The 13,289-nt window shown below is 61.4% G+C and carries 13 protein-coding genes; 9 read left to right on the top strand and 4 right to left on the bottom strand.

All coding sequences use genetic code 11. The features are described 5' to 3' along the window. The first annotated feature begins 189 nt into the window (after positions 1–189). Positions 190–1,470, top strand: a complete 1,281-nt coding sequence (locus tag ACMO9O_RS06165; RefSeq protein ID WP_418982881.1) for a malic enzyme-like NAD(P)-binding protein — start codon at positions 190–192, stop codon at positions 1,468–1,470. Positions 1,471–1,501: 31 nt separating this feature from the next. Here ACMO9O_RS06165 and aroB read toward each other — a convergent pair whose 3' ends face one another. Continuing rightward, positions 1,502–2,518: a 3-dehydroquinate synthase gene (gene aroB / locus ACMO9O_RS06160; RefSeq protein WP_418982880.1), complete on the bottom strand. Its 1,017-nt coding sequence runs from the start codon at positions 2,516–2,518 to the stop codon at positions 1,502–1,504. A gap of 84 nt (positions 2,519–2,602) precedes the next feature. Here aroB and typA point away from each other — a divergent pair, with 84 nt between their 5' ends. The 4 genes from typA (at position 2,603) to ACMO9O_RS06140 (ending at position 6,118) form a co-directional block, all read left to right on the top strand. Then, a complete protein-coding gene (gene typA, locus ACMO9O_RS06155) occupies positions 2,603–4,405 on the top strand; it encodes a translational GTPase TypA (RefSeq protein ID WP_418982878.1) in 1,803 nt (600 codons plus the stop codon). A gap of 9 nt (positions 4,406–4,414) precedes the next feature. After that, positions 4,415–4,732: a hypothetical protein gene (locus ACMO9O_RS06150; protein ID WP_418982876.1), complete on the top strand. Its 318-nt coding sequence runs from the start codon at positions 4,415–4,417 to the stop codon at positions 4,730–4,732. 110 nt (positions 4,733–4,842) lie between these two features. Beyond that, positions 4,843–5,508: a hypothetical protein gene (locus ACMO9O_RS06145; RefSeq protein ID WP_418982875.1), complete on the top strand. Its 666-nt coding sequence runs from the start codon at positions 4,843–4,845 to the stop codon at positions 5,506–5,508. Between the two features lie 4 nt (positions 5,509–5,512). Then, on the top strand, positions 5,513–6,118 hold the full coding sequence (locus ACMO9O_RS06140) for a hypothetical protein (protein ID WP_418982874.1): 606 nt from the start codon (positions 5,513–5,515) through the stop codon (positions 6,116–6,118). A 45-nt stretch (positions 6,119–6,163) separates the two neighbouring features. On the opposite strand, the gene ACMO9O_RS06135 is transcribed toward ACMO9O_RS06140, so the two are convergent. Then, on the bottom strand, positions 6,164–6,529 hold the full coding sequence (locus ACMO9O_RS06135) for a YbaN family protein (protein WP_418982872.1): 366 nt from the start codon (positions 6,527–6,529) through the stop codon (positions 6,164–6,166). Between the two features lie 89 nt (positions 6,530–6,618). On the opposite strand from ACMO9O_RS06135, the gene rpiB reads away from it, so the two are divergent. The 3 genes from rpiB to ACMO9O_RS06120 all read left to right on the top strand — a co-directional run bounded on the left by rpiB (position 6,619) and on the right by ACMO9O_RS06120 (position 9,465). Then, a complete protein-coding gene (rpiB, locus tag ACMO9O_RS06130; protein WP_418982871.1) occupies positions 6,619–7,059 on the top strand; it encodes a ribose 5-phosphate isomerase B in 441 nt (146 codons plus the stop codon). A 574-nt stretch (positions 7,060–7,633) separates the two neighbouring features. Continuing rightward, positions 7,634–8,665 carry a DUF3667 domain-containing protein gene (locus tag ACMO9O_RS06125; protein WP_418982870.1) on the top strand — a complete coding sequence of 344 codons (1,032 nt, stop codon included), beginning with the start codon at positions 7,634–7,636 and terminating at the stop codon, positions 8,663–8,665. Then, entirely contained in the window at positions 8,662–9,465 is an 804-nt protein-coding gene (locus ACMO9O_RS06120) for a DUF3667 domain-containing protein (RefSeq protein WP_418982869.1), read from the top strand. Before ACMO9O_RS06125 ends, ACMO9O_RS06120 begins: the two co-directional genes overlap by 4 nt. Before the next feature lie 8 nt (positions 9,466–9,473). Here the strand turns inward: ACMO9O_RS06120 and ispE are convergent, their stop codons facing one another. Beyond that, entirely contained in the window at positions 9,474–10,283 is an 810-nt protein-coding gene (gene ispE, locus ACMO9O_RS06115) for a 4-(cytidine 5'-diphospho)-2-C-methyl-D-erythritol kinase (RefSeq protein ID WP_418982868.1), read from the bottom strand. 1,215 nt (positions 10,284–11,498) lie between these two features. Beyond that, the gene (locus ACMO9O_RS06110; protein ID WP_418982867.1) at positions 11,499–12,446 is read right to left on the bottom strand and encodes a hypothetical protein; all 948 of its coding nucleotides are present in this window, start codon (positions 12,444–12,446) and stop codon (positions 11,499–11,501) included. Positions 12,447–12,630: 184 nt separating this feature from the next. On the opposite strand from ACMO9O_RS06110, the gene ACMO9O_RS06105 reads away from it, so the two are divergent. Further along, the gene (locus ACMO9O_RS06105; protein ID WP_418982866.1) at positions 12,631–13,287 is read left to right on the top strand and encodes a DUF6250 domain-containing protein; all 657 of its coding nucleotides are present in this window, start codon (positions 12,631–12,633) and stop codon (positions 13,285–13,287) included. The last annotated feature ends 2 nt before the right edge of the window (positions 13,288–13,289 follow it).

Genomic DNA, 13,289 nt, shown 5'->3' with positions numbered 1-13,289 from the left:
GCACTCACCCGCTTCGGGCCAATCCTATCGTGCACCCGGCTCGGAGAACACCGCATCTCCCCTCCCCTGCATCTGCCGCTCCGCTTCTCCCGCCTTCGGCCGCCCCGCCGGGGGAAAGTCGTCCCAATCAGGCGCAATAATTGCAGGTTCTTCTGCGTTCGCATCGTAAACGTTGCGAACCGAAAATGTATGGATACCAAGCATAAACTCCAAGAAGAGGCGCTGCGCTACCACAGCGAGCCGCGGCCCGGAAAGATCGAGGTCCTGCCGACCAAACCCCACCACACGCAGCACGACCTGTCGCTGGCCTACTCGCCCGGCGTGGCGGCCGCGTCGCTGGCCGTCGCCGACGACCCCTCGGCAGCCTACCGCTACACGGGCATCGGAAATCTGGTCGCCGTCATCTCCAACGGCACGGCGGTGCTCGGGCTGGGCAATGTGGGACCGCTGGCATCGAAGCCAGTCATGGAGGGCAAGGCCATGTTGTTCAAGACCTTCGCCGGAATCGACGCCTTCGACATCGAGATTGCCGAGACCGATCCCGAGGCGTTCATCCGCACGGTCAAGGCCATCGCCCCGACCTTCGGCGGGATCAACCTGGAGGACATCAAGGCTCCCGAATGTTTCGAGATCGACACGCGTCTGCGCGAGGAGCTGGACATCCCCGTCATGCACGACGATCAGCACGGCACGGCGGTCATCACCTCGGCGGCGCTGCTCAACGGCATGAAACTGGCCGGGAAGCAGGCCGCAACGCTCCGCGTGGCGGTCAACGGCGCAGGGGCGGCCGCCATCGCCTGCGCACGGCTCTTTCTGGCGCTGGGCATCCGGCGCGAGAACATGGTGCTCTGCGACAGCCGCGGTGCGGTGACCGTCTACCGCGACGACCTCAACCCGCTTAAACGCGAATTCGCCACCACGCGGCGCATCGCCTCGCTCGCCGAAGCGGTCGCAGGCGCGGACGTCTTCCTCGGCGTCTCGAAAGCCGACGTGCTGACACCCGAGATGCTGCGGACGATGGCCACCGACCCGATCGTCATGGCGCTGGCCAACCCCGATCCCGAGATCGCCTACGACAAGGCGCTCGCCTCGCGCCCCGACATCATCTTCGCTACCGGTCGCTCGGACCTCCCGAATCAGGTCAACAACGTGCTGGGATTTCCCTACATCTTCCGCGGAGCGCTCGACGTGCGGGCCGCGAAGATCAACGACGCGATGAAACTCGCCGCCGCGCACGCGCTCGCCGCACTGGCGCAGCAACCCGTTCCCACTTCGGTCCTGAGAGCCTATGGGGTGGAAAAGCTGGAATTTGGCCGGGAGTATCTGATCCCCAAGCCGCTCGATCCGCGGCTGGCCTGCACCGTCGCTCCGGCCGTGGCGCGCGCGGCGGTCGAATCGGGCGTGGCCCGGCAGCCGATCGCCGACTGGGACGCCTATGCGGAAGAGTTGCGGCAGCGGGTCGAACCCTGACGGCAGCGCCGATGCGTCGAATCCGAAGATTTTAGGTGAAGAGGGCGGCGAAAGCGTCCGCCGAAAGGGTCTGCTCGACGCAGCGGCCGATGGCGGCGGGCAGCACGACGTGCAGCATGCCGTCCTCGTTTTTCTTGTCCTTCGAGACCTCTTTCAACAGCCGTTTCATCTCCACGGGCGGCCGCAGGTCGAACCCCAGCTTGACCAGCAGCGCCACGATGCGGTCGCGCTCCTGCACAGTCAGTACGCCCATCTTCGCGGCGGCTCCGGCGATGAGCGCCGTACCGACGGCGACCGCCTCGCCGTGATTCATCCGGTTGGAGCACTTCTCGATGGCGTGGGCCAGCGTATGCCCCAGATTGAGCTTGCGCCGCTCGCCCGCCTCGCGTTCGTCGCGCTCGACGATCCCGGCCTTGACGCGGATCGCCGCCGACACGACCTCCGAAAGCAGAAGCGTATCGCTGCGCAGCAGATCGGGGTCCGTGCCCTCCAGCCGGGCGAAGAGGTCGGCATCGGCGATGATCGCGGCCTTGACCACCTCCGAAAGGCCGGCGCGGAACTCCCGCGCGGGCAGGGTCGCCAGCATGGCCGGATCGCAGATGACGAACCGGGGCTGGGTGAAAGTTCCCGCCATGTTCTTGTAACCGTCCACATTCACACCGTTCTTGCCCCCTACCGAGGCGTCGACCTGCCCCAGCAGCGTCGTCGAGACGAACCCGAAACCGATGCCCCGCATGTAGGTCGCAGCGGCGAAACCCGCTACGTCGGTCACGATGCCGCCCCCGATAGCCACCACGAACGTCGAGCGGTCGACGCCCAGCTCGATGAAACGGCGGTAGATGGTCTCGACCGTCTGCAGGGTCTTGATGCTCTCCCCCAAACCGATGAGCACCGTATCGTAGGGTTCCAGCAGGGAGTGGTACAGCCGGTCGATCGTGGCGTCGGAAACGACCACCACACGCCCTTCGGGGAGGACTTGGGGCAGTATTTCCGCCACGGAACCGATGTAGATGCGGCTCGTGTCATGCAGGTTAAACGTAGGGTTCATAGCTCGAACTTTTTAAGGAAGGAAGGCAAATTTAGTATTATTTCCGCAGATTTTGCGTACCTTTGCACCACTAATTCCAATTCTATGCAAAAACTGCGCAATATTGCGATTATTGCCCACGTCGACCACGGTAAGACCACGCTCGTAGACAAGATGATTCTGGCAGGCAACATCCTGCGCGACAATGCCAAACAGAACGGCGATCTGATTCTGGACAACAACGATCTGGAACGCGAACGCGGCATCACGATCCTTTCGAAAAACGTTTCGGTAATCTACAAAGACTATAAGATCAACATCATCGACACCCCGGGCCATGCCGATTTCGGCGGCGAGGTCGAACGCGTGCTCAACATGTGCGACGGCGTGCTGCTGCTGGTCGATGCGTTCGAGGGGACCATGCCCCAGACGCGTTTCGTGCTGCAGAAGGCGCTGGCGCTCGGCAAGAAGCCCATCGTGGTGGTCAACAAGGTGGACAAACCCAACTGCCGCCCCGAGGTGGTCAACGAGCAGGTCTTCGACCTGATGTTCTCGCTCGACGCCACCGAGGAACAGCTCGACTACAAGACCATCTACGGCTCGGCCAAGCAGGGCTGGATGTCGCACAAGTGGAACCAGCCGACCGATTCGATCGTGCCGCTGCTGGACGCCATCGTGGATGAGATTCCCGAACCGACCGTCGTCGAAGGAACGCCCCAGCTGCTGATCACTTCGCTCGAATACTCCTCCTACACGGGCCGCAGCGCCGTGGGCAAGGTCACGCGCGGCACGCTGCGCGCCGGGCAGAACGTGACGCTGGCCAAGCGCGACGGCGTGACGATGCTCAAAACCCGGATCAAGGATCTGACCGTCTTCGAAGGGCTGGGCAAGAAGAAGGTCGACGAAGTGCCGTGCGGCGAGATCTGCGCCATCATGGGCATCGAGGGATTCGACATCGGCGACACGATCTGCGACTACGAGAACCCCGAGCCGCTGCCCCCGATTGCCATCGACGAGCCGACCATGTCGATGCTCTTTACGATCAACAACTCGCCCTTCTTCGGCAAGGACGGCAAATACGTCACCTCGCGCCACATCAAGGAGCGCCTCGACCGCGAACTGGAGAAGAATCTGGCGCTGCGCGTGTCGCCCGGTCCGTCGGCCGATTCGTTCAACGTCTTCGGCCGCGGCGTACTGCACCTCTCGGTGCTGATCGAGACGATGCGCCGCGAGGGATATGAATTGCAGGTGGGGCAGCCGCGCGTGATTGTCAAGGAGATCGACGGCAAGAAGTGCGAACCGATCGAGGAGCTGACGGTCGACTGCCCCGAGGAGCACGCCGGAACGGTGATCGACCTGGTGACGCGCCGCAAGGGCACGCTTACGAACATGGCCTCGGACGGCGGACGCACGCGGCTCGAATTTACGATCCCCTCGCGCGGCATCATCGGCCTGAGGTCGAACATGCTCACCGCCACGGCGGGCGAGGCGATCATGACCCACCGCCTGAAAGGGTTCGAACCCTGGGTGGGCGACATCGAGATGCGCACCAACGGCTCGATCATCTCGGGCGAGACGGGTACGGCCTACGCCTACTCGATCGACAAGCTGCAGGACCGCGGCCGCTTCTTCATCAGCCCGATGGAGCAGGTCTACGAGGGGCAGGTCATCGGCGAGCACACGCGCCAGAACGACATCACGGTCAACGTCACCAAATCGAAGCAGCTGACCAACATGCGCGCTTCGGGTTCGGACGACAAGGCCGCCATCGCCCCGCCGAAGGTCTTCACGCTCGAAGAGGCGCTGGAGTATATCCAGGAGGACGAATACGTGGAGGTGACCCCCCACGCGATGCGACTGCGGAAGATTCTGCTGAACGAGAACGACCGCAAACGCGCGGCCAAATAACCCCGGACGATGGATCACTTTACCTTGTCCCTTGTCGTGGGAGCGGCCGCCGGGACGCTCGACGTGATTCCGATGATCGCGCAGAAACTTCCCGCGCGTTCGTGCCTGTCGGCGTTCTGCACCTACCTCTTCGCCGCGGTGATCGTCTTCTACGGCAACCTGCCCTACCTGCCGTGGTGGGCCGACGGCATGGGCGTCACGCTGATGATGGCCCTGCCGGTGGTCCTGACTTTCACGGGGCGGGAACGAAAGGCCATCCCGCTGATCCTGGCCAACGCCCTGCTGCTGGGATTCCTGATAAGCGTCGCCGAACGCTACCTCGCCTGATGATCGAGCTGTGAGCGTTTTGTAAATCAGGAAAGAAATTTTATCTTTGTCTGAAACACGCCCGTCGTCACCGATGCGCCGTTGGAAACTACCAACCCAAAACCAACCATATGAAAAAACAATTCGCACTCTCGCTCCTGCTCTGCCTCGCGTTCGGCACGGCGGCCCCGGCATGGGCAGCCAAACAAAAAAAGATCACGGTGACGCCTTCGGAGGCCAAAATCCACATCGACGGCAACTACGTAGGCGACGGGGTCTATACAGTAAAATTCGGCTCGCGCGACGACTTCTTCATCGTCAAGCTGGAGGCGCCGGGATATGTGACCAAGACGGTGAAGGTGATGAAGGAGGACACCCGCAAAAACATCCACTTCGAACTCAAGGAGGACGACGCGCTGCTCAGTTCCGTCGCCTCCAACCTGGCCAACCAGTACTTCACGGTCCGCGTAAGGGAAGCTGTGGACGAGAACCTCGCCTGGAAACTGCTCGCGCAGGTCGTGCTCAACTACTTCGACGAGATCAAAACCTCCGACAAAGCCTCCGGTTTCATGAACACCGCCTGGGCCATCCAAAGTTTCCCGAGGGCGGAGTCGAAGGTGCGCACGCGCATGCAGATCAAGGAGATCACCAACGAGGGGCTGGCCTATCAGGTGAAAATCTCGTCGGAGATCGCTCCGATGAATGCCGGGGAGCAAAGCTACAAGGCGTGGCCCTATCTGCTTAAAAAATACGAACCGCTCATCAACGAGCTTCAACAGCGGCTCGGCAAGAACTGACGCTATGAAGACGCTTCTTGCCGCGCTGGCGCTGGTGCTGCCCCTGGCAGCGGCGGCGCAGACGAAGATCACGGAGACCTTCGTGGAAACCCCCACCCTCGACTGGGAGGAGTATGCCGACAAACAGGGCAGCGCGCTGGTTCAATCGGGGTACATCGAACTCAAATCCCTGGTTCGGGACCGTTTCGCAACCATCCTGACCGAACTGCCGGTCTTCACGGATTACGATTTCAAGCTGTCGGCCCGGCTGCTCGTGCCGAAGATCGACGATACGAACCGTTTCGGCATCCTCATCGACCGGAGCGAGAATTTCGACACCTGCTTGTTCCTGCTCAAAGAGGAGTATTTCGGCTGTTTCGTCTACAACAACGGCAAAGAGGTGAGCGGCTGGACGGAACGCACCAAACTCAAGGGCGGAAAAAACCGGACCGTGGAGATCGTCCTCGAACGCAAGGCGGGCCGCTACATTTTCACGGTAAACAACATGGAGATTTTCAGGCTCCGCAGGCCGATGAACGACCCCATTTTCGGATTCTATACCGAGAACGAAAGTTCCATCCGCATCGAGGAGTTCACCGTGGAGCAGGATTACGACGGATCGGAAGGATAAACCATCCGGACGGCGTTTCGACGGGCGGGGGTTTCTCCGCCCGTTTCATTTGCCGAGCGTCGCCAGCGAGAGGATATGCACCGTGACGCCGACCGCCACAGTCAGCAGGGCGATCTGCGCCCACAGCACCCCCTCGAGCGGCACGCAGACACACCAGAGCATCGAAGCCCACATCACCGACAGCGTAAGCACCTTGGCGCGGAGCGGTATGGCGCGGTTTTCGCGGAAGCTGCGAATATAGGGACCCAGGCGCCGGTGGGCGAGCAGCCATGCGTACAGACGCGGCGAGGAGCGCATCCACAACGCCGCCGTAAGCAGCAGAAAGGGCGTGGTGGGCAGCAGCGGCACGAAGATGCCGACCACCCCCAGCCCGAGCGACACGGCTCCCAAAGCGGCCAACAGACGGTTCATACGGCAAAAATAGCCCGATTTCTCGGAAGGATCAACATTTTTGCCTATCTTTGTTAAGTTGTACCGCATAACAGATAACACGATATAGGATGAAAAAGATCGGTATCGCCAGCGACCACGCCGGCTACGAAATGAAAGAATTCCTGGTAGGATACCTCGGCGCAATGGGTTACGAGGTGCTCGACTTCGGGACCCATTCGCCCGAAAGCGCCGACTACCCCGACTATGCGCACCCGCTGGCCGAGGCCGTCGAGCGGGGCGAGGTGGAGCGCGGCATCGGGCTTTGCGGCTCGGGCGAGGGAATGACCATCGCGCTGAACAAGCATCAGGGCATCCGCGCCGGACTGGTCTGGGACCCGGAGGTGGCCACGCTCATCCGCCGCCACAACAACGCCAACGTGATCGTGCTGCCCGCACGCTTCGTCACCAACGACGAGGCCGTACACATGCTCGACGCCTATTTCTCGGCCGAGTTCGAGGGTGGACGACACCAGAAGCGCATCGACAAGATTCCCGTCGCCTGCAAATAGCGGGGGGGGGCCGAGAGGCTCGAAACCGGCTTAGACCAGCCGAGCGCCGCACAGGCCCGGCAGAGCATCCCCGTGAAACGGACCGGACAGCGCAATTCACGAGGAACAGATTAGCAGCCAATTTCCAAAGAACAGGCCGAACAGTGCGAAGCAACTCTGAAACCGGTAGCGAAGGAGACCCGCAGAATGGGACGGAACCTTGCGGGGCCGTATACAAAGCAGAGCAACTTCCCCGGAACCGTTCGAGACAGGCAGAATCGGACAACCCGACGAAACCGGGTAACCCGGAACGGTAAGGGTTCCCCGGCACAGCGGAACGGAGCAAGGCTTTTTCAGCCGACTTTCCGACTGCACCCAGCCGCATTCGGCCGCGACCAGTCCGGACCGACCCGAATCGACCCGGACCGACCCGCGACTACTTATACGACATAACCGATACCTGTTTCCCGGCCAACCGATTCAAACCGTCCATGAAGAAAACCGCATGTTCCGACTTCGGCTGCCCGAAGGGCAGTCCCTGCCGCGCGCTTCGCGTGCCGGTCGGGTCGGAGCGAGCCTCCGAAACCCAAGCGCCATGACAAAGCACCAGATATGCCGCAACTGCGGCAGCGAAGTGACGGGCAACTACTGCTCCGCGTGCGGACAGCGCACCACCACCCACCGGCTCGATTGGGCCTCGCTGGCCGAGAACGTCACCTCGACCTTTATCGGCGACGAAGCCTACGGACTGCGGGGCATGAACATGCGCAAGGGAACCGTCACGACGTGGCTCTCGATTCTCTTCCAGCCGCACATAACCATCCCGGAATACATCGCCGGACACCGCCGTAAGTACTTCAATCCGGTGGCGATCCTGCTTCTGCTGTCGACCTTCTACGCCATCGTCTATGCGCTGGTAGGGAAGACCTACACCCCGATGGCCAATCAAGACCAGCACCTCTTCGTCTGGCTTTTCTGCACCTATATCGACTATGCGTCGCTCCATCCGGCGGCCAACATGCTGCTGACGCTCCCCTTCTTCGCACTGGCGCTCAAAACCGTCTTCGGCAAGCGGGCCGGGCTGAAATACGTCGAATACCTCTACATCGGCATCTTCCTCTCGATCTTCGAAATGACGCTGATGATCTTTGTGCTGCCGATCGAATTGCTCGTCCCGAAATACAGCAGTTTTTATGCGCTCACCCTCCCCACGTTCCTCTATACCGCGTTCGTTCTCTGGAAAATGTTCGGTCTGAAGAAGCGGAGCGCGCTCTGGCGCACGCTTCTGACCAAAGGGCTGCAATACGCCTACGCCACCGTGGCGGTCGTACTGCTTCTGGGAGGCATACTGGGCGGGTACTACCTGACCGTGCCCAAAGAGGCCCGGCAGCAGATCGGACAGGCAGCGGAGAGAGCCGATAATAATACCGAATGGGAATATGCTTTCGGGGAGTTCGTGGAGGTGATGGTCGGATACATATTCAAAGATCAGGAACCGTCATCGGCGCAATCCGAAACGTCGGACGAGGCGCAGGAGGAGCAATCCGCCGAGGTCGGGACCCGTCCGGACGGTCCGCACGCGGAAAAAACGGAAGCGCAGCGCACCGGGAAAACCGGACAATCGTGAAAGAGAAGCCCTCCGAGCGCCTGTGCCGCAACTGCGGATCGCCGGTCGGCGAACGCTATTGTCCCCGCTGCGGGCAGGAATACGGTTCCACGCGCATCACCTGGCGGACGCTCTACGACGAAATGGTGTCGCTGCTGATCGGCGACAGCCTTTTCAGCGAAACGGGCGCAATACCCCGTTACGGCATGTTGCAGACACTTTGGCGCTTCGTCCGCCATCCGGCGGTCACCGTCGGGGAATTTATCGCCGGCAAACAGCGCAAGTACGTCCCGCCGCTCACGCTGTTGCTGCTCGTCTGCACGCTCTGTCTGCTGACGCTGACCGGCCTGGGCTACGAACTGCTGGACGGCTCGGCGGCCGCGGAGGAGGAGATCGACACGATGATCTTCTCGCTCTTCGGATTTATGAACAGCCACATCGAGATCATCGCCCTGCTGAACGTTCCCTGGCTGGCGCTGGCCTATCGATGGGTTTTCCGCAGCCGCTCGCAGCTGCGCTACATGGAGTACTTCTACATCGGGCTTTATCTGGCCTCGCTGCATATCTTGCTGGCGACCCTCCTTACTATCCTGACGCACGCGTGCGGCTTCGATCCGGACGGCATGCCGCAATTCTGGCTGGGGCGGATCATCACCGTGACACTCTGCGTTTACAACGTCGTCATCATCCGAAATCTCTTGAAAATCGACTGGACGAGAAGTTTGGCGGGCTGCCTGCTCGGTCAGCTGATCGCCGCCGTACTCTCGCTGACGGTCATCAGCCTGATCGTAACCGTCTGGGAGATCGCCGCCGAAATATAACACCGCACCTATAACCGGAAGACAAAGGGCAACAGGGCGCGGAGCTTCGACGCGTCCGCCGCATCGAACAGCCCGAAGACCGCCGAACCCGAACCCGACATCGCCGCGTAAACGGCTCCTGCGGCGATCAGGTGCTCTTTTGCGGCCCGGATGGCGGGGTGCGCCGCGAAGATATGCGGCTCGAAATCGTTGGTCACCCGGCCCTGCCACGCTTCGACGGGCTGCCGGAGCCGCTCGGCAAGCGGCGTTTCCGGAACACGGGGGCGCACGCCCGCATAGGCTTCGCGCGTCGAGACCCCCTCTTCGGGCTTGACGATAACGAGCGTCAGCCCGCTCAGATCCACTTCGAAAGGGGTCATCACCTCCCCGCGCCCCGTGCACAGCTGCGGGGTGTTGCGCACGAAAAAGGCCGTATCGCTGCCCAGCGCGGCGGCGCAGTCGATCAGTTCCCGCTCGGGCAGTCCGAGAGCGAACAGGTCGTCGATGGCCCGAATCACGGCCGTCGCATCGGACGATCCGCCGCCCAGTCCGGCCCCGAACGGAATGCGTTTATGCAGGCGGATCGTCACCCCGTCCACCCCGTATCGGTCGCGCATCAGGCGAAAGGCTTTCAGGCAGAGGTTATCCTCCGCCGGACAGTCGACCGCAAGCCCTTCGCTGACGAACGCGGCTCCCGGCGTCGTGCGGCGCATCACCTCCACCTCGTCATACAACCCTGCGACCGGGAACATAACCGTCTCCAGATCGTGGTATCCGTCCGCGCGGCGGCGCAGAATGTCAAGCCCGAGGTTTATTTTGCAGTTCGCAGGCAGAATCATACCACAAAATTAAGCAGAGATTTGAAAAAAGCAATCTTTTTTCGAAGCGCGGAGGAAGTCGATGCGGAGCACAACCTGCGGATGAGTGTTTTTGCGGGCTTCCGAACCATATGGATTAGTTTGCGGGGGTCAGTTCACGGGCGCAGCCTGGGGAGAGCACGCTTCCGAGACTTGTCTGCACGGACAGGAGTTTTCGGGCTGCAGCCTGCGGAGGGACGCGTTGAGCGGGCCTCCGCATCCGGAGGCTGCGGCCCGCGGCTCTTCGAGCCGGATACCCTTGCCCTTTCTTCAAAAGAAAGGGCGAAAGAGAGGCGCACGCAGAAAACGGCGGCCGTCCGTCCTCCTCCTCGCTGAACGGGCACGAAAGCTAAAGCATATCGAACACCCGTTCCGGGCGCTCGTCGTCCAACGGCCGCAAGTCCCGCCGTTTCCAGAAGTGCGCGAACGGGTGCGGCGCTCCGCGCCGCGGAGGTTGATTAAGAGAATTTGGGCGACCGCCTGCGGTAAATGCACTTACGGAAAGTTCTCTGACGCAGCCTGAGGAGTGCACGCGGGCCTCCGCTGTCGGAGGCTGCGGCCCGCCGGTTCTTCGAATCGTAACAAGACAAACGTTTTGCGGCCCGCCGGCTTATAGCCGAAATAAAAAGTGGCGCGAAGCGCGCCAAAAATCAGACTCGATGCCGCAGGCGAGAAACGCAGGGCGGACTAAAAGCGCGAGCGGAGGGGACGGTTTGCTGGCAAACCCGCGAACAGTCGCCCGAAGCCAGCGTTAGGACGCCCGGAGTAGCCGAGGCATCCGTCGGAGAGTTTTTGGAACTTTTTGCGGCCAAAAAGTACCAAGAGTTGGCAACTATTTACGTCGCAAGGTAAGGACGCAGCCTGCGGAAGGCTGCATCAGCGTCCGCCGCCGGGAGGCTGCGGGCCGCCGACCTAAAAGTCGAAAACAGAAAGACACTTATCTCGGCCCGCCGACCTAAGGTCGAGAACAAAACGACGCGAATCTCGGCCTGCCGACCCAAAAGATCGAAAACGACAACGCTAAATCAGGTCCGCCGGCTTGACTGGCGGAACGAGGCAGCCCGGATTCCGGCCTCCGAGGCACCGAAGAGCGGCAACCGTGACAACCGAGCTGCAAGCGAGGCAGAAATTCCGAACCAACCGCTCAAAAAAAGCGACGCTCAGAAAGCGTCGCATCTGTTATCTGAATAAAATTCGTTAGAACGTCCGGGTCACACCGTTGTAAGTGACCGTCCGCAAAAGGGTGTTGCCCGAAAGAGCCCAGCCGACCGTCACCTCGCGCGACGGATAGAGCGCACTGTCGAAATCCGATGCCCCGGTGAGCGAGCAGCGCTCCTCCCCGCCGATGATCTGCGTTCCGCCCCGGTACACGCCCCGCTCGACCTCGTACCGGAGTTGGGTCGCCACGTTACGCGAGCTGAACGTGTAGAAGGTCGGCCCTTCGGCTGCGCCCGTGACGGTCACTTTTTCGCCTGCGCAGAGCGAATAGGCCAGCGTCGGGTCCTTGACCGTGAGGTTGTACTCCCCCGTCCAGTCGGAATAGCGGTCTATATCCTCCACGTTGAGTACGAAGTTCTGCAATCCGATCGTATAGGTGTCGTCTCCGCTGCGGTACAACGAGGTCTCCCCGCCCGAGAATTTCACCGCCGTCGTGCCGTAATCCGAGCGGACATGCGCGGCGAGGTTGTCGAAAAAGACCGTCCACGCCTGGTTCTCATCGGTTTCGGCGGGCGTCGCGGCTCCGTTCGTGGCCACGTGCAGCTCACCTTCGAGGTAGTACCCGCCCGGCGCTAAGACCGTCGAACGGTAGACGATCCGGTAATCGTAGGGCGTCGCTCCGCTGTTTTCGACCGCCTCGACCTTGGCATCGCCGAACAGCAGCTCTTTCAGCAGCCTGCCGTCGTACCTGACCTGGTCGATAGTGACCTCCTCGCCCGTTTGCTGCGACTGGCGGGCCGCCTCGGCGACCAGCATCGCCAGCCGGACCGCCCCGTTGGCCGGGGCCAGCGAGAAGAAGTGCTGCTGGGCGGCTCCCCGGTAGATGTTCAGTCCGGGTTGCAGCGCCTGCTGCTCCTCATCGAATACCTCTTTATCCATACATGCAGTGCCGAGCGCCGCTACGGCGATCAGACACAACCATTTCATCCACTTCGTTTTCATAATTTCCATCGTTCTAACGCAAAAAGCGTCCATTTATTTCATGCAGACGACTATATGCACACCTGTCCGTTGGCAAAGTTAACATTTCTTCCGTAAATTTCCCAGCATGCGCCCCACTTTCGCAGGCGGAATTTTGCATTTTCGACAATTTTTCGTATCTTTCTTTCGCATGAAAAGAATCCTCTTCCTTCTGCTCGCCGCGTTCGCCGCGGCCTGTAACTCTTCGGCCGACCGCTGGCTTGCGGAGGACGAATCGGGCGCGGCCGAGATCGTCATGCGCCGGGACACGCTGGAAATCACCGCTCCCGCGGGCCTTACCCTCTGGCTGCGCGAACCCCTCCGGGGCGATTACCGCATCGCCTACGCGGCCCGCATGATTACCGGAGGCCCCGCAGAACGGCTCTCCGACCTCAATTGTTTCTGGGCGGCCCGCGATCCGGAGCATCCCGACGATCTGGAGGCCCGCAGTGCCTGGCGCGGGGGCGTCTTCCGCAACTACAACTCCCTCGACCTGTTCTACGTCGGTTTCGGAGGCAACGAGAATACCACCACCCGTTTCCGCCGCTATCGGGGCGACCGCTTCGGCGCCGCGGACAGCGAGGTGAAACCCCTGCTGGGCGAATACACCGACCCGGCGCACCTGCTGGCGCCGGACAGCACCTACCGCATCACGATCACCGTCGCCGGCGGTCGCACCTCCTATGCGGTCAACGGCGAGGAACTCTTCTCGCGCAGGCTCGCGGAGGGCGAGGGCGACGGCTGGTTCGGGCTGCGGCTGCTGACGAACCACGTCGTAATCTCTGGCTTTAAAATTGAATACCTGTGAAT

It is taken from the genome of Alistipes sp., from assembly GCF_048465635.1.
Taxonomy (GTDB): Bacteria; Bacteroidota; Bacteroidia; order Bacteroidales; family Rikenellaceae; genus Alistipes.
Note: the sequence above shows the minus strand (reverse complement) of the source record. Positions and strands in the feature narration are given on the sequence as shown.

Excerpts from the sequence above, each read along its gene's own strand:
- ACMO9O_RS06165 (WP_418982881.1), top strand. The coding sequence starts at position 190 with ATGGATACCAAGCATAAACTCCAAGAAGAGGCGCTGCGCTACCACAGC.
- aroB (WP_418982880.1), bottom strand. The coding sequence starts at position 2,518 with ATGAACCCTACGTTTAACCTGCATGACACGAGCCGCATCTACATCGGT.
- typA (WP_418982878.1), top strand. The coding sequence starts at position 2,603 with ATGCAAAAACTGCGCAATATTGCGATTATTGCCCACGTCGACCACGGT.
- ACMO9O_RS06150 (WP_418982876.1), top strand. The coding sequence starts at position 4,415 with ATGGATCACTTTACCTTGTCCCTTGTCGTGGGAGCGGCCGCCGGGACG.
- ACMO9O_RS06145 (WP_418982875.1), top strand. The coding sequence starts at position 4,843 with ATGAAAAAACAATTCGCACTCTCGCTCCTGCTCTGCCTCGCGTTCGGC.
- ACMO9O_RS06140 (WP_418982874.1), top strand. The coding sequence starts at position 5,513 with ATGAAGACGCTTCTTGCCGCGCTGGCGCTGGTGCTGCCCCTGGCAGCG.
- ACMO9O_RS06135 (WP_418982872.1), bottom strand. The coding sequence starts at position 6,529 with ATGAACCGTCTGTTGGCCGCTTTGGGAGCCGTGTCGCTCGGGCTGGGG.
- rpiB (WP_418982871.1), top strand. The coding sequence starts at position 6,619 with ATGAAAAAGATCGGTATCGCCAGCGACCACGCCGGCTACGAAATGAAA.
- ACMO9O_RS06125 (WP_418982870.1), top strand. The coding sequence starts at position 7,634 with ATGACAAAGCACCAGATATGCCGCAACTGCGGCAGCGAAGTGACGGGC.
- ispE (WP_418982868.1), bottom strand. The coding sequence starts at position 10,283 with ATGATTCTGCCTGCGAACTGCAAAATAAACCTCGGGCTTGACATTCTG.
- ACMO9O_RS06110 (WP_418982867.1), bottom strand. The coding sequence starts at position 12,446 with ATGAAATGGTTGTGTCTGATCGCCGTAGCGGCGCTCGGCACTGCATGT.
- ACMO9O_RS06105 (WP_418982866.1), top strand. The coding sequence starts at position 12,631 with ATGAAAAGAATCCTCTTCCTTCTGCTCGCCGCGTTCGCCGCGGCCTGT.